A 26,190-nucleotide genomic window follows, 5' to 3' on the forward strand; every position below is an offset into this window, starting at 1 on the left:
ATACAGCCTAAACAGGCTGAAACTAAAAAGCCAGCTAATACTTAGCTGGCTTTTTTATTATTCCCTTACTCCACACTATCGACTTTCTAGCTTAATCAGCACCATCTAGACGCTAACGACCATCAAGCAACTACAGCTTAGGCTCATGTCGCCAAAGATCAAGATACAACTCTGATTTATTCAACAGGTCTTGATTCATTTCTTCATAGTTAAGTAATAACGACAAGTCTACATCTTTAGATAAAGCGTTATAACCTAGCCCCAGCTTTCCACCCGGCACGTTAAAACCAATGAAGTCTAAAATAGTTGGTAGCATATCGAACGGCAAAATCTGATCACGATTTTTCTCAAAATGGTCATTGGAAATGAATTGATTATAAATATGGCGCTCTTTGATTCGATCTAACTTTTCGCTCACTGGATTTTCCATCGCCAAATGGTCACCAAGAATCAGTACGTTGGTATCTTTCAGATAGCCACTTTTCTGCATGAACTTTACAAAACGAGTGACCTGATTTGAGGTGCACTCAACGATACCTTCAAAGGTCTTAATACCCATAGATTTACAATAGTTAGAAAAATGTCCGTCTGGCCCGTGCGTATCAATCGTGGTCACCGTCAGGTTAAATGGCTGTTTACTTTTATGCAGCTCAATCAGCTTAGCTTTGGCTACAGCAAACAAATCATCATCATATAAGCCCCAAAAGTTCATTTGTGCATCAGTGAGTTTGCCTTTCAGCTCATCACGGCCATACACCTCATCATAGTGATGGTCTTGAAAAAACATACCCTTACCTGCAAAGCCAAGCGCATCGCCGCCCAGATACACATTGTGATAGCCAGCGTCATGCAAAATATCGCCTAGGCAAATGGCTTTTGGCAAAAAGCTTTTCATCTTTTCACCCTGATCATTACCGTCATACAAGCTAACGCTCTTTAGCGGCACCGCACATTGCGTTGCGGTAATGCCGGCAATCGTCCACCAGGTGCCAGGCGCTTTTCTATACTCGGCAAAACTTAAGCCTTTTAGATGGTCTAGGCTACTAAGCAGATTTTTACCAAACAGCTTAGGTTCTTTATAACTATTTTCTAAGCTCTCCACATAAATCAACACCAGATTTTTAGGTTTAATGGCTTCAACCTTCACTTCTGCCGGGTTCAGGTAATGCGCTGCAAAATAATCATTACCGAACAGATTGTGTAGAAAAATGGTGACGGAAAACTGTACGCCAAAATACACCGTGGCCGCGGTTAATGCGTATAAAGGTGCCCTGTGCCCAATAAACCAATAAAACACTTTGATAAAATGAATATTGGCAAGTCTTGCTGGTTTGGTTAGCCAATGTGAAGAACCATGCGTGAGGAATAGCGCAATTGAATATTCAATCAACACCAAAAACAAAGAGGCAAAGATAGGTAAAGCAATACACCAAAGCACAAAGCTCTTAATAATGGCGGCATCTGTATCAACCAAACCACCCATGCCAAACTGTGCGTGGTATAACAGCTGCTCCAGTGATGGTTCGCCAAAATTATCAGCTATCCATACGGCAACCGCCATTAAGAAAAATGCACATAAATAAGTGATAAATCGAATCGCACCACGCAGCACGTGGCGCCTGCGATGATGCGCACTCATTTGATGTGACGCTTGTGTATTCATGTTCATCAAATGCTATTAACCATTTTCTCTTTTACTGATGATTTGGCAGGCAACCGCACTTAAGTAAGGTAACGCTTGCAAGCTCAGCATAGCCACCCAGATTTGTGCATCGCTATTTGTTACGCCGCGCGTGGCTAGCATAGCAACACTACACAAGATTAACGCCGTCAGTAAAAACAGTTCTTCTTGGATTGGTGCAATCCAGTCAAACCAATTGGCTTTTTTGAGCCCTTTGCCTTTTGCTGTTACCTTAAATACACCGTCTTTTTTAACGATGCCGCTGATAATGCCTCGCGCAATCGCATGTGAAAGCCCCAAACTAGCAATCGATGCACCAAAGATATCAATCCATCGGCAGGTCATGGTTTTGATATACAGCATCGGGCCCATAATCGCTTTAATCACCAAGAAGCAAATAATGGTGGTAATCATCAGCGAAACTGGCAAGCTCGCCTCTTCTGGGAACGCCAGCATGGCGACTGACCAGCCGATTGAACCTATGGTGAAGCCTAACTGCAGAGCCTCGCCCAACCAACCAAACCAACCGGTTAAAAAGTGATAACGCTGGCCAAATGTAAGGGTTGAATTTCCTAGTAGCTTAGGTAAGTGGCGCTTGAGAATCTGCATCGCACCAAACGCCCAGCGGAACCGTTGTGACTTCAGCGCTTTAAAGTCTACTGGTGTTAGGCCACGTCCAAACGTATCATCAATGTAGCGTAGTTCGTAACCGTCTTCCAGCAGGCGCAAACCTAACTCGGTATCTTCACAGATGCACCACTCAGACCATTTGCCGCTAGCCATTAGCGCCTGGTATCGCACCAAGGTCATCGTACCATGCTGAATCAACGCATTACGTTCGTGCCTATGGTGCATACCTATACGGAAAAAGCCTTCGAACTCCCAGTTACCCATACTGCGGAAGAAGCTATGCTCCCAATCCCTATGTGCCTGCGGCGCCTGCACTACGGCAACTTTTTGCTCAAGGAAATGCGGCACCAAGTCAGACAGCCAATCAGGCGTCACCTCATAGTCAGCATCTACCACCCCTACCACTTGCGCATTAGGATTGGTTTGCTCTAAGGCAAAGTTTAAAGCACCAGCCTTAAAGCCCGGCCACTGTGGCAGATGGAAGAATTTAAAATTCTCCGGCATTTTTGCCATATAAGCTTCAAGCGGTTTCCATTTGGCTTCATCTTTAGTGTTGTTATCAACCACAATCACTTCAAAATTGGTGTAGTTGAGTTTAGCCAAGCTTTCAATAGTGGTAATCACCATCTCCGGCGGCTCGTTGTAGCAGGCCAGATGTACAGAGACAAACAATTCATCGTTGGCAGGTAACGGTTTCGCACGCTTGTAGGCACGGTTCCAGCCTTTTTTAAACATCACCTCACTGAACTCTACTGCGTAAATCATCAATACGGCTGATGTTAAGCCCATACCAACCAGTAGCGCGATCAATACGACAAAATCCTTCATCGTATAGTAGTAGTCACCAGGCAGGTTCCAAGCAACTACCAGAGTTGTAATACAAGCTTGCAGCAACACGGCCATAGAGATACGCGCACGCAAACCCCAATGCCTAAAACGATAAGCAATAAAGAATATAGGCAACAATCCTAGCAAGGTCGCCCATAAGGCCTTCTCCTTCCAGCGGTCATCTTTAGGTACAGCACCCTGCAAGGAGTACTTCTCATGACGCTCAGCGTCAAACATACCCCAATACGCACCAGCCCAACCTTCCAGCTCTTTTTTCCATGGCTGGTCAAATGCTTCCATTAAATAATAATCATAATTTTTATGCGCAGTTTTAGCCAAAAACTCACGTACAAACAGCGCTTGGTTCACCTTGGATGCAACCGCAGCACCTAATGTAGGCCCATTGCTAGGCCAACCGATTTCCGTAATCACGATTTTTTTTCTTGGGTACACATCCATTAGCTCCTGATAACGCTTCAGGGAGTATTCCACCGCGCTATCTACCGGCACGCCTTCATGGTAAGGCAGCAAGTGCACCGCAATAAAGTCAACGTGTTTGACCAATTCTGGATTTTTTAGCCAGACATGCCAAGGCTCTGCGGTAGAAACTGGCAATTTCGTGGTTTTACGTACCTCTTCAATATAACCAATCAACTGATCTGGCGTCAGGTCATTACGTAGTAACACCTCATTACCTACAATGGCACGCTCAATTTTTGGGTAGATTTTAATCTTGGCATTCAACGCCTCAATTTCACGATAGTTTGCAGACGCATCACTACCCAGCCATGCACCGGCCGTCACATAAAAGCCTAGATTAGAAGCCAGCGCAGTGACTTCACTATTCTCAAGCGCACCATAGATACGGACGCGGTTAGTCAAAGGCTTGAGTAGACGTAAGTCTTTTTCCAACTCTGCCGTACTTGGGTACTCTTTTCTTAATGGACTCTGGTTTTCTTGATATCCACTGAAGGCAAAGCCGTTCACAATCGCTGGTGCATTAATCAAAGGTAATGCGCGATTGGAAATGTACCAAAGACTAAAATGAATCGCGGCCACCAGCACTGCGAAAAAAAGTGGAATTAAATAGCGTTTAGTTTTGTTAATCATAGAGTTACGCTGAGGGTTTCTATCAAAGTAATGAAGAGGTTTGAGGTTGTGGTCTACGTGACGCTGGCCATAGTGTAGCCACCATTAAGCCACACAGTCCAAGCCAATAATAAGCAGATATATTTTCTGTTTCCAAGTAAACGCAGTACAACGCGGCGGGTATTAACACTGCGCTCAATGCATAGCCCAACCATCGAGGTGGCCTAACGTCTATGTCTAGAAAACCTGTAGAAAATGAGAACAGTAAGATTGGTAACGCATATAAGCTAATGGGGAAGTCGCGGTATCTACCATCAACAATTAATAATACAGTTGCGCTCACTGCCGCGGCCGCAAGTATCAGCACGCCGGTTTTCAACAGCCGTGCATGGTGTTTGCTTGGTTGGCAGATGCGCCATATCAAGCCAATCATTAGCATCCAGCCAAGCAAAGCTAAACCACCCAAAGCTAACCACTCTGTCATATTGCGGCAAGCACTGGCTAAGTATTGAAACTGCAGCCAAGCTGATATGCCAAACACGGCACCAGCTGCGCACAAACCTAGTTTGACAGAAGCTGCACGCGTTTTAAACAAGAAGGCCAAGCCCATAAATAAAACCAAGCCCAGTGCACCGGATAATGCAATCTGAGTGGCATCATGGCGAGGCTGTATATCACCAGTGAACGTAAATTTAGGAGTCAGCTCAGTATCAAAAATGCCCCAATACCCGCCTACCGTACCTTCCAGATCACGCTTCCATGGCTGATCAATCGCTTCAATCAAGTTATATTGCCAAGCGTGCTCATGCGCAAGCTGTAAGAAGCCACGTAAATAACTCGCCTGATTAATTAAACTAGGCTCCGAACCTTGACGCTGCCTGCCCACGGAAGGCCAGCCGGTTTCACCAATTAAAATAGGTTTTTTAAAGGTATCGGCTAGTAGACTCATCACCGTCACCACATGCTGCCCTGCCTCTGTGATGGCCTGCGGATCATCTTCCCAATATGGCAGAATATGCACGGTTACAAAATCCACATGAGCTTCCAGCGAGGGGTGCTTACGCCAAAACTCCCAAACATCGGCGTAAGTCACCGGCACCTTTGTTGCGTGTTGTGCTTTTTGCAAATACGTCTGCATCGCAGCCTCTGACTGCTCACCACGCAACAATACCTCATTGCCGACTATCAGCGCTTTCACCGTTTTCGGATACTTGTTTGCAATGCTAATCGCTAAATCAAGCTCTTTATCGTTATTTGCGGCAACCCAGCCTATCCAAGCACCCAGGTAAACCTGCATCCCCAATTTAGCAGCAGCCTCCGGTACGTAACTCAGACCTTGAGATACCGAATAAATGCGCACACAGTTAAATTGCTTGGAAAGCGCAGCCAAATCGCGATCAATCTGTGCCGGTTGGATAAAACTATTCGGATTTAACGGGGTTTGCCCCGGATGATAATACGGAGAATAAGAAACGCACTGCAATTTACCATCACTAGGCAATTGTGGCTGTACCACATTGACAGCTTGGCTTGCCTGCCAAAGCCAGAGAATCAACCCCAATAGCAAAGCAATATTGAAGATACTGAAACGCCAAAGTAACTTGGTAGATAATGCCTTAACTGAGGGGATTTGCATAAAATTTTGATCTACTAAGTCAAATAATCGATTATAAATTGATTGAGGCGCCCATCATAATGCAAGCACCACCACAAAACAAAACATTAAGGCATAAAAAAATATAAAAAGTAAGCTCCATCGCATGCCAGCCTCACGCTACAATAGACCCTTTTAAAATATTCTAAAATATCCATCATGAAACGTGCGATTCTTACTTCTTTATTAATCACTATCAGCACCATTCAGCTAGCCGAAGCAAAACCTAATTTTGTTGGTGCAAACTACAGTGGCACATATTTATGTAAGGGCAACAACAGCAAAGTTGGCGACTACCAAGTAGTGGCAAAACTAACACTCAATCGCGCAGTCAGCAGAGGAAGCATAGGCATTTACGACTTAGCGCTAGAAACCGAAAACTCTTTCACTTATAAAGGCAAAGCAGTCGCCAATGCCAACAAGATCGCGTTCAATTTAAGCATGTCTGAAGTCAGTTCAGCAGAATTCAGCACCGGCATTGCAAATATCAGTAAAAGCGGTGCTGGCAAGTTTTCATACACCAATCACTACTACGAAGTAGACTCTAATGTTGGCACTTATGGCCAAGAAACTTGCGTCATGCAAAAGAGTACTAAAACAGCAAAAAAACCAGCAAAATCGGTCTAAATCAGCACTCAATTTAAGTAAGTAGAAACCGTCAACTAAACATAGTGCTGCAATACTAACGGCAGCACTCATATTAGCTAAGGCTCACGCACAAGACTCACTTCATTAAAGATTGTGCCAAAAGCATCACTATTCAGCACCTTAAACTCATTCAGCCTTGCCGGGTAAATCGGGTCATTGATGTGCCCATTTGCCCCTTCCATGGCTGGGTGGCACATCAGCACAGAGGTACCAACACTTTTCTTGGCCTGCTTTGCCCAATCCATTAAACGCGTTTTATAGTCGTGCATATCTCCGCTGAAGTTATAAACACCCAATAACGCACTGCTATACTTGAACCCTAACTGCTTAGCTTCGCGCTCCAGTGCACTAGCACCAAGCATTTTAATGATGCGTCCTTTAAAGCCACTTTCATCATTAGGCTTGGCAATGCGTATCCAAGGCAACTGATGATGATAACGCCGCTTTAATACCGCCAATAACACTTCGCGAATTTGTGGCAGTTGATGCACATGTTGATGCCCATCCACATAGTCTGGCTGTGTACCTAACGCGACTTCAAATTGATTTAACTGATGCTCAATGCTATTTTTAATCGCAGCCTTAGGCAGGCAACGCAGCAGACTCAACACAGTCAATACCGCGTGCGGATAGCGGTAGCCAAACAAGGTAAAATCAAGATGCAAGCCTATGTGCGCCTTGTCCCGGATGTCGGCAGTCAGCAGTTTGGCAGACGAAGTCCAGTATGGACTATTCACCATACAGGAGGCTGCAGTCAGCCTGCCATTTTCTATCAAGCGCACAATAGCCGCATCGATTTCCGGGCTTTGCGCAAAATCGTCAGCACAAATAATCAGCTTCATGACGGCTTGCCTTTAAACGCCCAGAAACGGCTTAAAAAATAAGTGGAAACTGCAACAATCACCATCACCACACCCAATACCAGCCAAAATGGAATAGCTGTGAAATAAATCGCGTTAATCACTAAAAACTGATTGGCTAAAAAGCCGGAAACGGCAACAGCAAAAAAGCGTGGGAAAGCATGCGCATGCGTAGATGAGTGCCCAGAAAAGCTTAATTTACGGTGCCCAAAATAACTCACAGGAAAGGCAAACAAAAAACCGGCGGTATTGGCATAGATTGCAGTAAGCATATGGCTATACTCTAAGCCCACGGCAACTACATAATGTACGCCAGCGGCCAATGCGCCTACCACTGCAAACCAAGAAATTGAATGTCGATGTTTTTGCATCATTGCTGCGTTGCGATAGCTTTCGGTTTGAGCACTTCCGCCACGATGTAAGGCGGGCGCCCTTTCACTTCATCGTAAATACGAGATAAATATTCACCCAAGATGCCAATAAATAATAACTGCACCCCTGCAAAGAACATCATGCTGGCAATAATCGTTGGCCAACCAGGCACCGACTTATCAAAAAACATATGATCGACCACGACATACATGCCATAGGTAAACGACAATAGCGCAAGCAAGGCCCCTACCGCACTAGCTAAACGCAATGGCATGACAGAAAAACTAGTCACCCCAGTCCAAGCCAACTGAATCAGCTTTAACTTTGAAAACGCACTTTCTCCATGAGAGCGAGGTAATGGAATGTACGGAATACCAATAGAGTGGTAGCCCACCCATGCATAGATACCTTTCATAAAGCGATTACGCTCAGGCAATGAAAGCAATGCATTGACCACTTGCCTATCCATTAAGCGAAAATCTCCCGCGTCGCGCGGAATATGAATCTGACCACCTAAGCTAATTGCGCGGTAAAAAATACGTGAACCCCAACGCTTAAACCGAGACTCTACGTCACGATCTTGCCTGTAGGCATAGACCATATCGTAACCTGCACGCCACTTCGCTAACATCTCAACCAAGAGTTCAGATGAGTGCTGGCCATCTGCATCCATGCAGATCACCACATTACCTGTTGCATACTCCAAACCCGCAGTAATGGCATATTCCTTGCCAAAATTGCGCGAAAAGCGCACCAAGGTTGTTTGTAAACTTTCAGGCAGACTACGTACGATATTCGCGGTTTGATCACGACTACCATCATCAATCACGATGATTTCCCAATTTGCACTCAGCTGTTTAACACGATCTACGATGGTGTGAATCGTGCTAACAATCGCAGCCTCTTCATTAAAGGCTGGGACGATGATGCTAATGTGCGCTTCAGCATCTACGCGTGGAAAAATGTTTTTATTCATGTCCCTAATCCCGTGGTGCGGCACGCGGAATCCGCGCATCGCCTATTAATGTTCTACGATCTTTAACTACGGCAAGCGGTGCACCCAAACGTTCCACTACACCAATCACCTCACCTTGTAACACTTTATCGCAATTCATATTGGTACTAGACATAAAGAAGTCTGCAGTCACCCAATCTTCAGTGATATTAAAACGCTTATCCAAATATGCCTGCCCCTGAAAAGCCTCAGCACACACTGCTACTGAATAGGGGGTGGCATTTTTCTTTTGTGACTTCACTTCTTCAGCATCCACGTATTGTTCTAGCATTTTTGTCGCATCAATCAGGCTACTAGACCAATAGTCTCCCTCCCAATTATGCTGAGCATGCTTAAAATCGACGCCGGCAAAATGGTTGTAGTATAGATATTGATACGGATGCAACGCGTAAAGCGTACATATCGCTTTCGCACTTAATAGCAAGCATACAGCCGCAAAACCTAAACGCCACTTCTTACAATCAACTAGAACATCCAACATTTTGGATAAACCAATACCTGCAACAATCGCTAAGGTTGGAATCACAAAAGTAAAATGTCGCACACCATTATAGAGTGCTGGGCGATCCCAAAGCACAAATAACAAAGGCGTGAGCAAAGCAATGCTAACCGTAATCTCGGGCAACTGACAAAACTTCAGACACGATGCTTGCTTTAGCTTCGCCCCCAATACCACAAGTAGACTGAGTAAGCCCAGTAAGAAAACTTCTGGCAAGCGGATACTAAGGTATTGAAACAGGTAAGTGCGTGGCACATCACCGATGTTAATAAACTTGCCATTCACAATGGTGTTCATATCAAAAGCAAAGTGTGAGAACGACTTTGCAGCAATCAGAATATGACCAAAGCCCATCACTGACCAAGGCCAGAAAATAGCCATTAAGCCAAAGGCGACAGCGCCTGCCGGCACAAGACCAACAAAGCTCTGCCAGTAAAATGCAAGTTTTTGTTTGTAGTTACCTACGGTAAGAAAGCCTGCGATGAACACCATTAAAAGCAAATAGATAACGGCAAATGCACCGCCTATTCTTAAACCTAAAGCCAGACCCACTGCCACACCCAGTTTCAGGCTCAACGCTAACGGAATACGCGGTAGCTGTTTAGAAATTAGCAATGTGTAATATAGCGCCCAAACCATACAAGCAGCAAAAGACACATCCTTGGTATGCGTAAACATGGCACCAGTCCATGCTCCTGTGATAGCAAGCAAAAAGGTAGCGAAAAAAGCAGCTCGCGCACCTGCAAGCGTATGGGTAATTTTTTGCACGGCAACAATGCCCGCTAAGCCAAATAATGCGGAAAGTAAATGGCGGATATCCCACACCCACAGCGGCAAAAGCTTTTCAAGAATGGCGGCGATTAAATCAAACAAACCGCCGTAGAGGTAAAGGTTTTTATAAGTAAATGCTGCGTGGTCAACGAAACCTGTGCTGTAAAACTTAAGCAACAATTGGCCATAAACGTGCTGCACTTGTTCGTCATTGCTAATACCATACTGTTTAAATGTCACCACAATAAAAACAGCAAGAAATGAAAATAGCGCCAGGGATAGTCGTTGAAATACTGTTGATGTCATTTTATAGGTTTTCTAATAGCCACTCGCAAGGAGTACAGTTATTCCCAAATACACTTAAAGTACGCTTATTTTCAAATACATCTATTTTAAGCACCGTTAATGAAGTACAGCCAAACTAATGTGTTGCGTAGTTTAATGCTAATACTAATTCTAGAATCCGCTAAATCAATGGCGCCCCCGACACGAATCGAACGTGTGGCCCTCCCCTTAGGAGGGGGATGCTCTATCCACTGAGCTACGGGGGCAACTACTCTGCAAGCCTTATTTTATAACGTGTGCAGGCAACTGCTAAAATTATTTGCTTCCCAAACACTCGCTTGCTCCGCAAAACATATTTTCAACAGCCGCACATTTTAGCATCAAGAGATTAAACTTTATCAAAAAATAGCTACTCACCTACTTAATCGCTACTGATTGCGATGTATTGATGCCTAATTTTAAAAACACCTGCATATTTCAGCTCATGTTCAACATGGAGATTGGTTAAAACATAAAGTTAATTACCAATAACAGCCGTTAATTTTTGATATAATTGATAATGATTATCATTTGTAAGTTAATATGAAGTTTATCATTTATATTGTATTGTTAGCCATGTCCAGCCGTGTATATGCGGAGATAGAACGGGATGACCGTATATGGCTCACATACCAAGCTGATTACAGCTTATCACCTCAACTCAAAGCCATGATTCAAATCCAGCCCTATTGGCGGAACGAAGGCAGCCATCGAGACCAAGTGACCATTAGACCAGGACTGTATTATCAAATCACCGACCGTGCTTTTGTCGGGGGTGGTTATGCGTACAACCTTGGTTTTAATAACAACAATCAACATACCCATGAACAACGCTTATGGGAGGATATTGGTTTAACGTTATTTGAAAGTAACACGTATAAAGTTCAGGAACGCAGCCGTTTCGAGCATAGGCAATTTGAACATCAAGGTGAAATATCAACCGGCTTGAGGCAATTGCTTAAAGTCAGCGTTCTATTATCACCGACCTACACTGCTATTATTTCTGATGAAGCCTATTTCAATCTAAATAAAACTGCTCAGGTGCAATCTGGTTTTGACCAAAATAGGTTATTCCTAGGCGTAGGCAGAAAAATTCTGAATGCAACTAATTTAGAAGTCGGCTATTTAAACCAGTACGTAGCAATTAGCTCACCTGATAGAATGAATCATGTGCTTGCTATCAATATCAGCCAGTCTTTTTGAATCCAAACCCATACCAATCTGTTAAAGCGCATGGGAATCAACTCTAAACAGTGCTAACATCCCAGCAGAATGTTTTATCCCAGCATAAAAACTAAGCAAGGTGATCACATGTTAATTAAGACTCTATTCTACGCAGCGGTTATATTGGTTGCGTTTATCGGCTATCGTCATTACTCAATCAAGCAACCAAGTTTAACTATTGGTGAAAATGCACCTGAGTTTGCATTGAAAGATACAAAAGGAACTCAGCATACATTATCAGACTATAAGGGAAAGTATGTTGTGCTTTACTTCTACCCTAAAGACGACACGCCAGGCTGCACGAAAGAAGCTTGCAGCTTTAGGGATGATTTATCTAAATTAGAGCACTTGAATGCCAAAGTGATTGGCGTTAGCGTAGATACAGAATCATCTCATCAGCAATTCGCAGAAAAATATCACCTGCCTTTCACCTTGCTGGCGGATACAGATGGCAACGTTGCAAACGCATACCACGCGCTCACTAATTTAATCTTTATTAAAATTGCAAAACGTTATACATTTTTAATCGGCCCAGATTCAAAAGTGATTAAGATTTATGACAATGTGAATGTTTCTAACCACTCTCAGCAAATTATCGATGACTTAACCAACATTCAAGCTAACTAAAATTAGCGAACTACAATTGGCCAACAACTTACATAGCCCACAAATTAAAAAGGCTCACCAAATAGCAATTTTGCTATTTGATGAGCCTTAAATGATACGGCTGATATAACTAATTAAAAATAATAACTAGTTAAAAACCCAAGCTATCTAGCAAGTCGTCTACCTGCTCTTGGCTGGCCACAACATCCACTGCATCAGGGTCAATTTGCGGACCATTCAGAAGACTTGAGTGGGTATTCACAACATCCGCCTTATTTGCTTCAGTGTCTTTTTTAGGAATTGCTGGCGAGAAGTCTATCAACAACTGTACCAACTGCTGCTCTAGATCTTGTGCTAGCCCAGTGATTTTTTTAATTACTTGCCCAGTTAAATCCTGAAAATCCTGCGCCATCATGATATCCATCAATAGCGCTTTGGTGTCCGCGGTGTTCTTACCTGCCATTTTCAAATAAGTAAGCGTTTCGGTAGCTGCTAAATTGTACTCACTCTTTAGCGAAGGCTCACGCATCACGTCTTGCCATCGCTGCTCTAGCGCTGTTGCGCCAGCGGCAAGCTCCTCTTGTAGCGGAATCGCTACGTCAGTTGCATTTAAAACACGCTCTGCTGCCTGTTCCGTCATACGTGCAACATAAGCCAAGCGATCACGCGCATCTGGGATATCTTGCGCAACTTGCTCTAATATTTTATCTAAACCTAAACCACTTAAACTATCGTGCAATGTTCTTGTTACGTGGCCTACACGGTTAAGAATCTCGTCACTTGACGATAGCCCCAATGCAGACTCTACATTTGAAGCTTGTTGTGGTGTAGCTTCGCTAGTCATAGTTAAGCCCCTGCTTTCTCAAGCTTCTCGAAAATTTTTGATAATTTTTCATCAAGTGTTGCGGCAGTAAAAGGTTTTACCACGTAACCATTAGCACCAGCTTGCGCTGCCGCAATAATGTTTTCTTTCTTTGCTTCTGCCGTTACCATGAGCACAGGCAACTTGGATAATTCTGCATCGGCACGGATGTTTTGCAACAGTGTTAAACCATCCATATTAGGCATATTCCAATCGGATACCACAAACTCAAACCCACCACCTTTCAGTTTGCTTAGTGCTGCAACACCATCTTCAGCTTCATCCACATTGGTGTAACCCAACTCTTTAAGCAAGTTGCGAACAATTCTACGCATCGTAGAAAAGTCATCCACAACAAGAAATTTAGTATTTGTATTTGCCATGCTCCACTCCATTAACATTAATTACTCTTAGTGTTAAAACGCTCAATTAGATTTGAACACTTAAATTTGAAGACTTAAGAATTAAACACTATGAATAAATTTATAACTTTTATCTATTGTACTGACTTATGACAAAGCCTGCAGTATTAACTAAAGGCACTATGATCAACAAGGAACTGCCTGCTTCATCAACATAACCTAGAGCATACTAAGACTTAAATCAATGAGCTCGCTAGTTTCACTAAAACTTACACACGTAGAGCACGAGTACTATTCACCATTAAATGATTCAGCACTAATTTTGGCAAGTCATTCAAATGTGCAACTTCATCCACACCGCCATGCGCCACGGCCTCTTTTGGCATACCATACACTACACAACTCTCCTCGTTTTGAGCAAAATTGTAAGAGCCAGCATTTTTCATTTGCGCCATGCCAACCGCACCGTCTTTACCCATACCGGTTAAGATGACACCAATAGCATTCTTACCAGCATGTAATGCCGCAGAATCAAACAACACATCAACTGATGGCTTATGGCGATTCACTGGAGGTGCATCACTTAGTTCTGTGACATAGTTAGCGCCGCTTCTTGCCAATAACAAGTGCTTATCACCAGGGGCAATATAAGCATGCCCAGGCAACACGCGCTCACCACCTTCAGCTTCTTTAACGGATATTTGGCATAAAGAATTTAGTCTATTTGCAAAAGATTTAGTAAAACCTGCAGGCATGTGTTGTGTAATTAATATCCCAGGGCAATCTGACGGCATCTGCAGTAGAAACGATTTAATTGCCTCAGTTCCGCCTGTAGAGGCACCGACAATTAACAGCTTCTCACTACTAATCAATGGATTACGCAACTGAGCTGGGCGCGCCTCAGCGTTTGCTGTTATAGGATGACGGCTAGGTGATGAAACTTTTGCTTGTGAAGCCGCCCGGATTTTATCGGTGATTTCATGCGTATACTCACGCATTCCCTCTGTGATGGACATTTTAGGTTTAGTCACAAAATCGGTTGCACCCAACTCTAATGCGCGCATCGTGATTTCCGAACCTTTTTCAGTCAGTGTAGACACCATCACCACCGGCATCGGACGTAAACGCATCAGCTTTTCCAAGAAATCCAGACCATCCATCTTAGGCATTTCTACATCAAGCGTTAATACATCAGGATTTAACTGCTTGATCATTTCTCTTGCAATCAATGGATCCGGTGCAGCCCCAACGACCATCATATCTTTCTGATCGTTAATAATTTCAGTGAGTAAACTTCGAATTAGTGCTGAATCATCTATAACAAGTACTTTTATTTTCATTTGCTTATTCTCGTGTCTTGTTGCCCATTCAATTAAAACAAATCAATTGCACCACCGACGTCAGTAGTCTTAAGCTTGCTTGCGTAAACCTCTTCACGTTTAAACAAGGTGTCATTGTGCATTTGTTTCAGTTTTTTCACTAAAACTCGGCCGGTTTTAGGAAAGAAATAAACTTTTCTAGGATAAATATCTAATAGATCCTCACCTGTGATCCGTATTCCTTCAGCATTCAAATACTTTCTCACAAAAATAGCGTTACGATCGCCTACATTGGTCGTAGTAAAACTCTTCAAAACATTACCGCCACCAAATATCTTAGCCTCCAAGTTCTCACGACGCGCACCATTGCGTAGCAATTGGTTAATCAAAACCTCCATGGCATAAGTACCGTAGCGCATCGATTCAGAAACTGGGCTATCCTTATCCGCAGCCGCACTATCTGGCAACATAAAGTGATTCATACCACCTACACCGGTTTTGCTATCACGTATACATGCAGACACGCATGACCCTAACACTGTCACAATCAACATATCTTTATCAGTAAAGTAGTACTCCCCAGGCGCTATTTTTGCTGCATCGCAGTCGAAAGTCCGGTCAAAATAAAGTGTAGTAGAGACTTCTTCTTCTAGCATGCTCATGACGTTTTCTCTCTTGCCTGATGGCCAGAGCGTTTCAATTGCCCCCCGTCACTTAACGTGTAGACAGTTTTACCTTTTAAATGGAAAGCGTCTGATACATAAAGAAAATTCTCTGAGTGTCCTGCAAATAACAATGCATCTGGCTTCATTAGAGGTACATATCGGCTCAAAATCTTTGCCTGTGTTGGCTTGTCAAAATATATCATTACATTTCTACAGAAAATTGCATCAAAAGGCTCGTGTAAAGCCCAACTCTCATCAAGCAAATTAAGCTGATTGAAAGTAATCATTGCTTTTAATTCTTTTTTAACGGCAACCAAGCCATCATTCGGACCGGTGCCTTTTAGAAAGAAACGTTTACGTCTTTCTTCTGACAGTTTGCTCACGCGCTCATAGGGATAGATGCCGCGTGCTGCTGTAGACAATACATTGGTATCGATATCTGTAGCAATAATATCAACGGGGGGATTTAGGCTGCCAAACGCTTCACAAGCGGTCATGGCAATTGTGTAAGGCTCTTCGCCTGTAGACGCGGCAGAACACCAGATACGAATAGGCTTTTTGAGCGATCGCAGATGTTCTGCAAGGATGGGAAAATGATGTTCTTCACGAAAAAAAGAAGTCAGGTTTGTTGTGAGTGCATTAGTAAATGCCTCCCATTCGTCAGAGTCGCTTTGACTTTCAAGGGTGTCCAGGTACTCCTTAAAGGAAGTTGCACCTAAAACGCGTAACCTTCTGCCAATACGACTATAAACCATATCAGATTTAGCATCTGATAAAGAAATACCTGCATGACGATAAATTAAGTGACGTACCCTAGCAAAATCTTGAGCAGTAAAACTAAACTCTCGCCCCTCATCGTGCTGCTCTTTTTTCAACATTCAATATTCACCACGTAATTATTGTAAGTTACTTACTGCACCGGTTTGGTACAAAGCACTTTAGCAATATGCTTTTGGCACTTTTAATTTATTAGTTATTAATATGTTGCGGTTAACTGCATAATTACAACTTAATTGTTTATCAGCAATATTAACGTAATGATTATGCAGCAATGCAAGATGTAAATATCGACAAAACCTTTTAATTAAACTGGTTAATTAAAACTGGCTTTTTGACATTTTCATCTTAAAACATTGCTCCACATCATTTTTTACTTATTTTACTTACTATTTATTACTTTTTACTTACTACTACTTATTACTTGTCTGTTGCTCTTCTGTTTTTGTCTGGTGCAGCAAAAGGGTGTGCTGAATTTTTGTATACTTTCAACAAATCAGCAGCTTTTGGCTCTCGTGCAACAGCGCTCTTAATCGCTTGTTTAGTAGCACGGTAGTTCCAGTCTTGAATACGGTCGTCCATATCCGCAGATTGGTCAATAAATACACCAACAGAAATAAATACGTCATCAGCTTCTTCAACTGGAATTGTGCCATCTTCAACACACTCCATCACAGCCATCGCAACACCGCGTTGTGCTGGGCCAAACATTTGCACAGATTGTTTAGTATTTTTCAAAGTCACTTTGTTAAACATTACTGTGTTTGGTTTAACCATCATGTTAGGTGCAACAATAGCTAACAAGCCATTAACACCTTCTTTTTGATCAGTTAATGTGCGGCAAAATGCATCTTCTGCAGCGCTACCACGTGGACCCATTACTAGGTCAATGTGAGCTACATTTTTCAGATCTAAACCACTACCATCTGGACGATCTTCGATCACCAATGCTTCACCAATTAATACACGATCAATAACAGCCATTTCAGTCTCCTAGAACTTCTTAATAAATTTCAAAATTAACTACTTTGTTACATTTGGCAGCCGAGTGTAGCGTTACTGCCAATTTTTCTTGCATATGGTGGATAACGTTACACTCACCACCTTACCTTATCGGTCATAGCTAGCAGCTTGCTAACCATCAGCCAGCTATTATAAACCATTAGGTACCAAACCATAAAATCCCTTTTTAAAACTCTTCCCAATCTCCATCATCACTGTTCGTTTTTACGCTCAGTTTGACCGGTATAGGTCTTGTCGACTGCGCAACTTTACTAACAGCAACTTTAGACACAGGGCGTATCGCTACTCGGCTTTCATTGCCACCACCTAGCTTAAATACGCTAATCGCGTTCATCAACTCATCCGCTTGTTCCATCATGGATTCGGCTGCCGCTGCCGCTTCTTCTACCAAGGCAGTGTTTTGCTGGGTTACGTCATCCATTTTCATGATGGCTTCGTTCACTTGTTCAATGCCCGCGCTTTGCTCTTGTGATGCCGCTGAGATTTCACCAATGATGTCAGATACACGTTTGACTGAGCTAACGATCTCTTGCATGGTTTCACCAGCAGTTTCTACTTGTTTGGTGCCTTCTGCAGTTTTGTTCACGGAGTTGGTAATTAGTTCTTTAATTTCTTTTGCAGCTGAGGCTGAGCGTTGAGCTAGATTGCGTACTTCTCCTGCAACCACCGCAAAGCCACGACCTTGTTCGCCGGCTCTGGCTGCCTCTACCGCTGCGTTCAACGCGAGAATGTTGGTTTGGAAGGCAATGCCGTCAATCACGGAAATGATGTCTTCAATCTTTTTGGCACTCTCGTTGATTTCTGCCATGGTGTTGACAACTGCTGATACGGCTACACCGCCTTTTACCGCTACGCCTGATGCTGCTGAGGCGAGTTGGTTGGCTTGTTTAGCGTTGTCAGCATTTTGTTTCACGGTAGATGAGAGTTCTTCCATGCTGGCTGCTGTTTTCTCTAACGATGCCGCTTGGTCTTCTGTACGGCGTGATAGATCCGCATTACCTTGCGCAATCTCTCTTGCAGCTGTGTTGATGGTTTCTACTGATTGCTGCACGGTGACGATCGGGGTGACGATCATTTCCAGTGTTTCGTTCATGCCGTTCACAATCTTGCGGTAGTCACCTTGGTGTCTGTCTGCATCAGCACGTACTAACACATCACCTTCTGCCGCAGCATCAGAGAGTTTCCTTGCATCGGCCACCAATGCATTAATTGATGAGAAACAGGTATTTAAATTATCTTTAATTTTATTAAAGTCACCGTTGTAACGACTTGTGATTTGCTGAGGTATATCGCCTCTTGCAATATCTTCCACGCTATTTGCAGCCATATTTAAAGGCTCAACAATTGCATCTAGTGTAGCATTAAGCCCTTCAATTACCTTACGGTACTCTCCCAAATGTTTAGATGCATCAGCACGTGCAGTTAAATCTCCAGCCTCAGCAGCTTGCGCTAGTAGATTACCATCTGCGACTAGAGACTTGATTGCCAAACCACAAGCGTTAAGGTTGTTTTTAATAATATTAAAATCACCTTTGTAGTCTTTGGTAATTTCTACAGGAATTACACCTTTTGAAAGACTATCAACATAGTTTGCGGCCATGTTAAGAGGGCCTATTACAGCCTCTAACAATTTATTCATGCCTTCACTGATCTCTTTAAGGAAGCCCTCCGGATACTGTGTTGCATCGATTCTATTTGTTAAATCGCCAGCTACTGTCTGCTCAATTAAGCGAGCGATACTTTGCTCAGCAATGAGTTCCTCCGTGCGGTCATCCCATTGAATCATGCGACCTAAGTAATGTCCTTCAGCGTTATGTACTGGATTAAAAGTTAACCTTAAATGGCGACCACCCATTGCGGTATTAAGTACTTTGCTGCCTTTAAGTTCTGCAACATAAGACGCTCGGTCCTCTTCACTCTCAATATACTTGCCCAGTGTACCGCCAATTAATTTATCTACTGCAAAGTCAGGATGTAGTTTTTTGATATTTGCGCTCATTTTTTCCCATAACGCAAAGCCAGCCTTATTCATGTAAATAAGTTTATTATTCTCATTTCCTACAGTGACTGGGATAGAAGCATTGTCTAGCGCAGACTTAATTCGGTCTACGCCAGCCAGTGTGTCTGTATAGTTAAAGTCCATCCGTGTTTTTAATGCTCTATAAGCATCCATCACGTCGGTCATTTCATCGCGGTGACCTGTACGTAGGACTGAGTCATGATCTTCACCTTGTGCACTTGCCATCAGATATTCGATTGCCATACGTATACGAGGCATGATGGCATGATAAAGTTGCCATCCGAGGAAACCTGTAATCAACAGCCCCAGCAAGATAAACAGAATATTTAAATTACGTTTTAAAATGTAATTCTCTTGAGCCTGATTAAATTCCTTTGCAGCAATATCTAATTGCAACAATGTGAGTTGGCTAATCTTTTCAGACAAAGGTTCAATCGCTGGGTACAGTTGATTAACCGTGAACTCAGTAATTGATGCTTCATCCCTGGCTTTTAAAATCTCTTTTAATTTTGCTGTTGCTAAATTTGCTTGCACAAAAAGCGGCTTGGTTTCAGAGATTAGCTTTTGCTCTTCAGCTACCAAGTAGGTATTTGTATATGCTTCCCAGTTTTTATCTACTGCTTTAATTGCATCATCTACGTTTTGCTCTGCTTGTGTCCAAGTGATATTGCCATTACGGACTTTATGAGAAGTATCAACAATATTGACCGCATACATATCAGCAACAGTTTTCAATTGTTGAAGTGGTACAACACGATCATTGTAGACCGTCGACAACCTTTCATTACTGTATTGAATACCATACAACCCATTGACACCTAAAGAAAAACAGGTAAGTGCCACTGCCATAAAAATACATACAATTCTCGCTTTAAGTGAGAAATTCCGTTTAAAGTTATTAACCTTAGTCATCACCCCTTCTAGCCATGAATGGTGCTCCTTAAGGTAACGATGATAATTAAGCGCACCTTGTATCTGCTCTAGAGACGCCTTCTTACGTACTGAGATATAACCAGAAACTTCACCATTTTCTTTTACAGGAGTAACAACCGCTTCTACCCAATAGTGATCGCCATTTTTACATCGGTTTTTAACAATTCCAATCCATGGCTTGCCAGACTTTACAGTACTCCATAAGTCATCAAACGCTTCTGGTGGCATATCAGGATGGCGCACGATATTGTGGCTCTGCCCAATCAATTCGTCCTCAGCAAAACCACTGACTCTGATAAAGTCTCTATTAACGAATGTGATTCTGCCTTTTAAGTCTGTTTTAGAAACCAGTTGGTGAGTGCTATTAAGCTCCAGTTCTCTCTGCGTCACTGGCATATTGATTTTCATGGTTTTATTCTTTCAGGCACTTTAAACAAATGTTAATCTTGCAAAAAACGTTTTTAACTTAACTAAATACTATGTAATTAAATGTTAATAAATACAATTCAAAATACTGAGTGATGATTACTCATAACAACAGAGAAAGTCATTCCAGTTGATTACAACTAAAACTCCTCCCAGTCGTCACTAGACTGACTGGTGACTACCTTGGTTGAAGCCTTACGCACATGCACACTAGATTCAATTGCATCGATAGCATTAATTGTTCGTTTTGAGGTCTTGGAGAACTCACCTCCCAATAGTTGCTTTGCTTTCACCTGATTTTGGTCATGCACACATCGCACAATATGCCCTACGCTCTCATGAAACTCTGCGTGTGCAGTTTTAAGCTCTTTGTATTCTGGAGTATGTGCATGCTTTTGCGCGCGACCATATATCCAACCACCTAATGGGCACTTGTCATCACGACAAACTATATCCACCTCCAGATGCTCTTTTGAACGGCCGGCAATGTAATCTACCAAACGCGTTTTCCACTTAATATGTGCCTGCTTGGCTTCTTCAAATGAAAAATCATGAGTTAATTTTGGTGTAGTTACACCTGAAATACGCGATGGCTGTGGAATTGTTCTTAGATTTGGTCTACTTTGTAAACCATGATCACCACTTAACTTAAACGCACTGACCGTATCCATTAAGGCAACAGCCTGATCTACCAATGACTCAGCCGCTGCTGCTGCCTGCTCAACCAAAGCTGCATTCTGTTGAGTCACCTCATCCATGCTAGTAATAGCGTTGTTCACCTGATCAATACCTGCACTTTGCTCAATAGAGGCAGCTGTAATTTCACCCATAATGTCTGTTACACGCTGTACAGAAGTGACAATTTCTTGCATGGTGGCACCGGCATTCTCTACTTGCTTGGTTCCTTCTGCAGTTTTATTCACAGAGTCAGTAATGAGCTCTTTAATCTCTTTCGCTGCACTCGCTGAACGTTGGGCCAGATTGCGCACTTCTCCGGCCACCACTGCAAATCCACGACCTTGCTCTCCTGCTCGTGCAGCCTCTACCGCTGCGTTGAGTGCAAGAATGTTAGTTTGGAATGCAATACCATCAATCACACTAATGATGTCTTCAATTTTGTGAGCGCTTTGGTTAATCGCGTTCATGGTGCTCACAACCTGACCAACAACTTCACCACCTTTTACGGCGACACCTGAAGCGGCACTAGCTAACTGGTTAGCTTGTTTTGCGTTCTCGGCATTTTGTTTCACAGTAGAGGCAAGCTCTTCCATACTTGAGGCAGTTTCTTCTAGGCTTGATGCTTGTTGCTCCGTGCGGCTTGAAAGATCAGTGTTGCCTGATGAAATTTCGCCAGCTGCTGTGTTGATTGTCTCTCCAGCTTCTTTGACTTGAATAATGACTTCTGTCATTTTATCCATCAGCGCATTCACACCATCACAGAGGCTGGAAATTGCACCTGCCTTACCTGCGAGTGAAACACGGTTACTAAGATTACCTGCTTTAGCAGCTTCAATAATCAGTTGTGTCTCTTCTACAGCATCCGATAACAATTGTGCTTCTTGTGCTTTTTCAGCCGCATCTGCAGCAGTTTGCTGCATCACGGCATCCAATGTACCGTTCACGCCTTCAACTACTTTTCGATAGTCACCCCAATGCTTAGAAACGTCTGCACGCGTGTCTAGCTTATTGTTTTGCGCAGCCTGTGCCAACATATTTGCATCTGACACCAGTAAACTCAAAGCATCAACACAAGCATTCAGATTATTCTTAATAATATTAAAATCACCATTGTAATGCTCGGTAATTTTGGCGGGGATAATGCCTTTTGCAAAATTATCAACATAACCAGCAGCTATACTTAATGGACCAACAACCGCATCTAAACAATTATTGAAACCCTCAACAACTTTACGGAAATCGCCTTGGTATTTAACAACATCACCACGGTTATTCAAATGGCCTGCAATAGCAGCATTTTCTAAGCTAATCGCTTCATTGACTAAGTTTTTGACTGCATCAATACAAGTATTTAGATTATTTTTAATCGTATTAAAGTCGCCATTGTAATGATCTACAATTTTCTCAGGAATATCGCCTTTAGAGATTCTGTCCACATAATTTGCTGCGACATTAAGCGGCCCAACAATCGCATCTAAAGTATCATTCACACCGCTTAGTACTTTACGGAAATCTCCCTGATGACGCCCAACTTCAGCGCGTGTGGCTAGGCGACCTTGTTGTGATGCTTGTGATAGCAGAGCAATATCTGAGATTAATAGCTTGATATTAGCTTGCATAGTACTCATTGCAGCCATGGTGCTACTACGATCATTCTTCTCTAGCGGAATAGTAAAATCCAAATCTCCTAACGCAATACGCTTAGCTGTGTCATACATCGTATCAGGCTCACCACCTAACGCTTTCGTAATAGACCTAGTAATTGCGAACCCTAACCAAACCAGCATTAACAACGCTAAGGTTAGCCCAGAAAACGTTAACAAACGCACTTTTTCATAATTCTTGGATGCTGTGATGTATTCGTTTTCAGCTATTTCCAGATTAAATTTCAGCAATACTTTTAAGTCAGCTTCTGCTGCCTCATACAAATCTTCAGCCTGATCACTAATTGGTTTTAAGGCCTCATAATTATTGGCGCGTAATTGAGTAACAGCTGGCTTTAAAACTAAAGAAACAAATTGACCACGGCTTTTTGCAAACTTCTCTGCAAGCAATCTTTCCTCAGGAGATAAATTACTGTTTATATATGTATCCCATATTTCCGTTATTTCTTTCATTCTATTTTCAATAAAATCAGCTTGCTGATTTGAATATTGTGCGTCCAACTCAATAGTCACTTGCCCATTTTCACCCAATGTAGCTTTATAGTGACCTAACGCAGCATTTAATCGAGCGCGATTTTTCAGCATATTGATTGCAATCTGATTTAACGTGCCAACTGGCACCATTCGATCCTGATAAACAGACTTCAAACTATTTTTTACTTGGCTAAGCTCAAAAAGACCAATTGCAGCTTGTGATATAACCACTACAACAGCGAGAGCAATAATTACCATTAATCGCTGCGCAACAGTTAGCGCTCTAAGTAGCTTCATCCCAACATCTCCATTTTTATTACATATTTAAAACAATAAAACTAACGCCATCACTAAATAAAACCGCATGCTTTTAGTTATTTATACGCGTTCATTTTGAGTATTTATTAAAACTCTTCCCAATCACCATCATGACTAGCACCGTTTACCTTGAGTGATTGCGCTTGCGAAGCCTTAGTTAATGGCTGTTTTAATGCACCGTTAATTTTAGCCATTGCAACAGGCTTAGGGCTGCCACGCCCAGTATTGGGCTTATTTGCATACACTGAACCTTGACTCAACTTAAACGCATTCACCGTATCCATCAGCCCCATCGCTTGATCTACTAGCGACTCCGCCGCAGCAGCTGCCTGCTCAACTAACGCAGCATTCTGCTGGGTAACCTCATCCATACTAGTTATAGCGTTGTTCACTTGATCAATACCGGCACTTTGTTCGATAGAAGCTGCAGCAATCTCGCCCATGATATCTGTCACTCGTTGTACTGAATTCACGATCTCTTGCATGGTTTTACCAGCAGTTTCCACCTGTGCCGTACCTTGTGCAGTTTTGTTGACTGAATCGGTAATCAGCTCTTTAATTTCCTTTGCTGCACTGGCTGAGCGTTGCGCCAAGTTACGTACTTCACCTGCCACCACTGCAAATCCTCTGCCTTGCTCGCCGGCTCTGGCAGCTTCCACTGCTGCGTTAAGCGCCAGAATATTAGTTTGGAACGCAATGCCGTCAATCACAGAAATAATGTCTTCAATTTTCTTAGCACTGGCATTAATATCACTCATCGTATTCACGACTTGTCCGACTACTTCGCCACCTTTAACCGCAACACCTGATGCTGCTGAAGCTAGTTGGTTGGCTTGCTTAGCGTTCTCTGCATTTTGTTTTACGGTCGATGCAAGCTCCTCCATGCTAGAAGCTGTTTTCTCAAGACTTGAGGCTTGTTGCTCAGTGCGACTAGAGAGATCTGTGTTACCAGAGGATATTTCTCCTGCGGCTGTGTTAATCGTCTCTCCAGCTTCGTGTACTTGGATAATCACTTCGGTTAACTTATCCATGAGCGCATTCACTCCATCACATAAGCTGGCAATTGCTCCAGTCTTGCCTGCTAGAGGAATGCGGCTACTTAAGTCCCCATCTTTAGCAGCCTCGATTATGTGATCAGTCTCTGCAACTGCAGCTGCTAATTCGATTTCTGCAATATGTTGCTGTGTAACATCGATGGCAACTTTAAAAACTTTAACTGGACGGCCTTGCACATCGCAAATTGGGTTATAACTCGCTTGTAACCAAATCTCCTTACCACCTTTACCTACTCGCTTATAAATCCCGTGATCAAACAAACTCTTATTTAGATTTTCCCAAAACTGTTTATACTCTTGACTATTAGCATAGGCTGGATCAACCAACTTGCTATGGTATTGTCCAATTAGTTCTGCCTTTGAGTACCCCACAACATTTTCAAAATTTTCATTAATACTAGTTACCCTGCCATCCATACTAAACTCAATCACTGAATAAGCACGATCAATAGCAGCTAGTTGCCCCGCGTTACTAGCTTCTCGTAGACTTTGTTCTGTAATATCTATCGCATAATTCACGACTTTAATTACCTTGCCACTCATATCTCTAATTGGGCTTAAATACGCTTGTACCCAAACTTCCTTGCCACTTTTGGCTATACGTTTCACCCGGCCCGTCACATACTCACCCGAGATTAGCTTTTTCCAGTTTTCTGCATATACAGGGCTTTTAACATCCACGGGATCAAGTAGCATTGATGAATGTTTGCCTAACAACTCAGGCAACTGATACTCAAGCAATTTAAGATAAGTATCATTAGCATGAATGATATTGCCATCTAAATCCATTTCTATCATTGCCTGAAATCTTGCAATTGATTCATTTTGTGTACGACTGTCAAAATCAGCGACTTCACGCGCTTTAATCGCAGTAACATCTCTCCACTCTAAAACATTACCAATGTAATCCCCTTTAGCATCGTAGGTAGCGGTGACATAAAGTGAAATGGTAAGTGAACCTACTTTAATTTCTGTTGAAAATGGTAAACGTGCTGGAGTAGCCAACATTTGACGCTGGTGTTGTGGGTTTTTATGGAATACATCAATGCAAGTACCGATAATTTTAGCCGGATTAAATGATGGAAATACTTTTAGAAACTCAGCTCTATTGTTATTAAAGAGACTCATACTTGCGACATTCACATACGTAACAATGAAGTTACGATCAACCATCATAATGGCTGAAGAGGAGCTATCCATCGCATTTTTAATAGTTGCCAATATTGCTTGTTGTTGCTTTAACTCCGCAATTGCTACATCTTTCTGAGCGACTTCTAAAGCAGTTTGCTCAATCAGCGCTTTTTGCTCTTTTAATTCTTTTGATGTTTTACCTGTTAATCCATTAATTAATGCGGCAATCATGTGTGAGCTCCCAAAAGTGATGTAACAAAGTATTTAGTCGGAACTAATATT

Annotated in this window: 19 protein-coding genes and 1 tRNA gene; 3 read left to right on the plus strand and 17 right to left on the minus strand. The window is 42.6% G+C overall.

All coding sequences use genetic code 11. The annotated features are described in order from the left end of the window. Positions 1-130 precede the first annotated feature (130 nt). Genes MMOL_RS06285 through MMOL_RS06295 form a run of 3 tightly spaced genes read right to left on the minus strand, consistent with a single transcriptional unit; the run spans position 131 to position 5,864 of the window. The gene (locus tag MMOL_RS06285; protein ID WP_187287217.1) at positions 131-1,663 is read right to left on the minus strand and encodes a sulfatase-like hydrolase/transferase; all 1,533 of its coding nucleotides are present in this window, start codon (positions 1,661-1,663) and stop codon (positions 131-133) included. A gap of 15 nt (positions 1,664-1,678) precedes the next feature. Further along, positions 1,679-4,249 carry a glycosyltransferase gene (locus MMOL_RS06290; RefSeq protein ID WP_015832180.1) on the minus strand — a complete coding sequence of 857 codons (2,571 nt, stop codon included), beginning with the start codon at positions 4,247-4,249 and terminating at the stop codon, positions 1,679-1,681. A 22-nt stretch (positions 4,250-4,271) separates the two neighbouring features. Further along, positions 4,272-5,864: a glycoside hydrolase family 17 protein gene (locus MMOL_RS06295; protein WP_015832181.1), complete on the minus strand. Its 1,593-nt coding sequence runs from the start codon at positions 5,862-5,864 to the stop codon at positions 4,272-4,274. A 177-nt stretch (positions 5,865-6,041) separates the two neighbouring features. On the opposite strand from MMOL_RS06295, the gene MMOL_RS06300 reads away from it, so the two are divergent. Beyond that, positions 6,042-6,509, plus strand: coding sequence for a hypothetical protein (locus tag MMOL_RS06300; RefSeq protein WP_015832182.1), 468 nt, complete (start codon positions 6,042-6,044; stop codon positions 6,507-6,509). A 77-nt stretch (positions 6,510-6,586) separates the two neighbouring features. Here the strand turns inward: MMOL_RS06300 and MMOL_RS06305 are convergent, their stop codons facing one another. The 5 genes from MMOL_RS06305 to MMOL_RS06325 all read right to left on the minus strand — a co-directional run bounded on the left by MMOL_RS06305 (position 6,587) and on the right by MMOL_RS06325 (position 10,598). Continuing rightward, the gene (locus MMOL_RS06305; protein ID WP_015832183.1) at positions 6,587-7,372 is read right to left on the minus strand and encodes a ChbG/HpnK family deacetylase; all 786 of its coding nucleotides are present in this window, start codon (positions 7,370-7,372) and stop codon (positions 6,587-6,589) included. Further along, positions 7,369-7,764 (minus strand): GtrA family protein, encoded by a 396-nt coding sequence (locus tag MMOL_RS06310; protein WP_015832184.1) that lies wholly within the window; start codon positions 7,762-7,764, stop codon positions 7,369-7,371. Before MMOL_RS06310 ends, MMOL_RS06305 begins: the two co-directional genes overlap by 4 nt. After that, entirely contained in the window at positions 7,761-8,738 is a 978-nt protein-coding gene (locus tag MMOL_RS06315) for a glycosyltransferase family 2 protein (RefSeq protein ID WP_015832185.1), read from the minus strand. Before MMOL_RS06315 ends, MMOL_RS06310 begins: the two co-directional genes overlap by 4 nt. A gap of 4 nt (positions 8,739-8,742) precedes the next feature. Continuing rightward, positions 8,743-10,353, minus strand: a complete 1,611-nt coding sequence (locus tag MMOL_RS06320) for an ArnT family glycosyltransferase (protein WP_015832186.1) — start codon at positions 10,351-10,353, stop codon at positions 8,743-8,745. 169 nt (positions 10,354-10,522) lie between these two features. Next, positions 10,523-10,598 (minus strand) — tRNA-Arg (locus MMOL_RS06325). A gap of 316 nt (positions 10,599-10,914) precedes the next feature. On the opposite strand from MMOL_RS06325, the gene MMOL_RS06330 reads away from it, so the two are divergent. Together MMOL_RS06330 and MMOL_RS06335 are read left to right on the plus strand one after the other, a co-directional pair. Beyond that, positions 10,915-11,574 (plus strand): DUF2490 domain-containing protein, encoded by a 660-nt coding sequence (locus tag MMOL_RS06330; RefSeq protein WP_015832187.1) that lies wholly within the window; start codon positions 10,915-10,917, stop codon positions 11,572-11,574. Positions 11,575-11,682: 108 nt separating this feature from the next. Next, positions 11,683-12,222 carry a peroxiredoxin gene (locus tag MMOL_RS06335; protein ID WP_015832188.1) on the plus strand — a complete coding sequence of 180 codons (540 nt, stop codon included), beginning with the start codon at positions 11,683-11,685 and terminating at the stop codon, positions 12,220-12,222. Between the two features lie 130 nt (positions 12,223-12,352). Here MMOL_RS06335 and cheZ read toward each other — a convergent pair whose 3' ends face one another. From cheZ to MMOL_RS12300, 9 genes are all read right to left on the minus strand, one after another. Next, positions 12,353-13,045 (minus strand): protein phosphatase CheZ, encoded by a 693-nt coding sequence (gene cheZ / locus MMOL_RS06340; RefSeq protein ID WP_015832189.1) that lies wholly within the window; start codon positions 13,043-13,045, stop codon positions 12,353-12,355. A gap of 2 nt (positions 13,046-13,047) precedes the next feature. Beyond that, positions 13,048-13,446, minus strand: coding sequence for a chemotaxis response regulator CheY (gene cheY, locus MMOL_RS06345; protein WP_015832190.1), 399 nt, complete (start codon positions 13,444-13,446; stop codon positions 13,048-13,050). A gap of 248 nt (positions 13,447-13,694) precedes the next feature. Next, positions 13,695-14,765, minus strand: coding sequence for a protein-glutamate methylesterase/protein-glutamine glutaminase (locus tag MMOL_RS06350; RefSeq protein WP_015832191.1), 1,071 nt, complete (start codon positions 14,763-14,765; stop codon positions 13,695-13,697). A 32-nt stretch (positions 14,766-14,797) separates the two neighbouring features. After that, positions 14,798-15,406, minus strand: coding sequence for a chemoreceptor glutamine deamidase CheD (gene cheD / locus MMOL_RS06355; RefSeq protein WP_015832192.1), 609 nt, complete (start codon positions 15,404-15,406; stop codon positions 14,798-14,800). After that, on the minus strand, positions 15,403-16,287 hold the full coding sequence (locus tag MMOL_RS06360; protein WP_015832193.1) for a CheR family methyltransferase: 885 nt from the start codon (positions 16,285-16,287) through the stop codon (positions 15,403-15,405). The genes cheD and MMOL_RS06360 overlap by 4 nt, the downstream gene beginning before the upstream one ends. Before the next feature lie 319 nt (positions 16,288-16,606). Beyond that, a complete protein-coding gene (fae, locus tag MMOL_RS06365) occupies positions 16,607-17,170 on the minus strand; it encodes a formaldehyde-activating enzyme (RefSeq protein WP_015832194.1) in 564 nt (187 codons plus the stop codon). Positions 17,171-17,375: 205 nt separating this feature from the next. Then, positions 17,376-20,570, minus strand: a complete 3,195-nt coding sequence (locus MMOL_RS06370) for a methyl-accepting chemotaxis protein (RefSeq protein ID WP_015832195.1) — start codon at positions 20,568-20,570, stop codon at positions 17,376-17,378. Positions 20,571-20,728: 158 nt separating this feature from the next. Beyond that, entirely contained in the window at positions 20,729-23,701 is a 2,973-nt protein-coding gene (locus MMOL_RS06375) for a methyl-accepting chemotaxis protein (protein ID WP_015832196.1), read from the minus strand. Between the two features lie 107 nt (positions 23,702-23,808). Further along, positions 23,809-26,139, minus strand: a complete 2,331-nt coding sequence (locus MMOL_RS12300) for a methyl-accepting chemotaxis protein (protein WP_015832197.1) — start codon at positions 26,137-26,139, stop codon at positions 23,809-23,811. Positions 26,140-26,190: the final 51 nt, after the last annotated feature.

This window comes from Methylotenera mobilis JLW8, assembly GCF_000023705.1.
GTDB classification, from domain to species: Bacteria; Pseudomonadota; Gammaproteobacteria; order Burkholderiales; family Methylophilaceae; genus Methylotenera; species Methylotenera mobilis.

Coding starts and splice junctions, on each gene's coding strand:
- MMOL_RS06285 (WP_187287217.1), bottom strand. CDS start 1,663: ATGAATACACAAGCGTCACATCAAATGAGTGCGCATCATCGCAGGCGC.
- MMOL_RS06290 (WP_015832180.1), bottom strand. CDS start 4,249: ATGATTAACAAAACTAAACGCTATTTAATTCCACTTTTTTTCGCAGTG.
- MMOL_RS06295 (WP_015832181.1), bottom strand. CDS start 5,864: ATGCAAATCCCCTCAGTTAAGGCATTATCTACCAAGTTACTTTGGCGT.
- MMOL_RS06300 (WP_015832182.1), top strand. CDS start 6,042: ATGAAACGTGCGATTCTTACTTCTTTATTAATCACTATCAGCACCATT.
- MMOL_RS06305 (WP_015832183.1), bottom strand. CDS start 7,372: ATGAAGCTGATTATTTGTGCTGACGATTTTGCGCAAAGCCCGGAAATC.
- MMOL_RS06310 (WP_015832184.1), bottom strand. CDS start 7,764: ATGATGCAAAAACATCGACATTCAATTTCTTGGTTTGCAGTGGTAGGC.
- MMOL_RS06315 (WP_015832185.1), bottom strand. CDS start 8,738: ATGAATAAAAACATTTTTCCACGCGTAGATGCTGAAGCGCACATTAGC.
- MMOL_RS06320 (WP_015832186.1), bottom strand. CDS start 10,353: ATGACATCAACAGTATTTCAACGACTATCCCTGGCGCTATTTTCATTT.
- MMOL_RS06330 (WP_015832187.1), top strand. CDS start 10,915: ATGAAGTTTATCATTTATATTGTATTGTTAGCCATGTCCAGCCGTGTA.
- MMOL_RS06335 (WP_015832188.1), top strand. CDS start 11,683: ATGTTAATTAAGACTCTATTCTACGCAGCGGTTATATTGGTTGCGTTT.
- cheZ (WP_015832189.1), bottom strand. CDS start 13,045: ATGACTAGCGAAGCTACACCACAACAAGCTTCAAATGTAGAGTCTGCA.
- cheY (WP_015832190.1), bottom strand. CDS start 13,446: ATGGCAAATACAAATACTAAATTTCTTGTTGTGGATGACTTTTCTACG.
- MMOL_RS06350 (WP_015832191.1), bottom strand. CDS start 14,765: ATGAAAATAAAAGTACTTGTTATAGATGATTCAGCACTAATTCGAAGT.
- cheD (WP_015832192.1), bottom strand. CDS start 15,406: ATGAGCATGCTAGAAGAAGAAGTCTCTACTACACTTTATTTTGACCGG.
- MMOL_RS06360 (WP_015832193.1), bottom strand. CDS start 16,287: ATGTTGAAAAAAGAGCAGCACGATGAGGGGCGAGAGTTTAGTTTTACT.
- fae (WP_015832194.1), bottom strand. CDS start 17,170: ATGGCTGTTATTGATCGTGTATTAATTGGTGAAGCATTGGTGATCGAA.
- MMOL_RS06370 (WP_015832195.1), bottom strand. CDS start 20,570: ATGAAAATCAATATGCCAGTGACGCAGAGAGAACTGGAGCTTAATAGC.
- MMOL_RS06375 (WP_015832196.1), bottom strand. CDS start 23,701: ATGAAGCTACTTAGAGCGCTAACTGTTGCGCAGCGATTAATGGTAATT.
- MMOL_RS12300 (WP_015832197.1), bottom strand. CDS start 26,139: ATGATTGCCGCATTAATTAATGGATTAACAGGTAAAACATCAAAAGAA.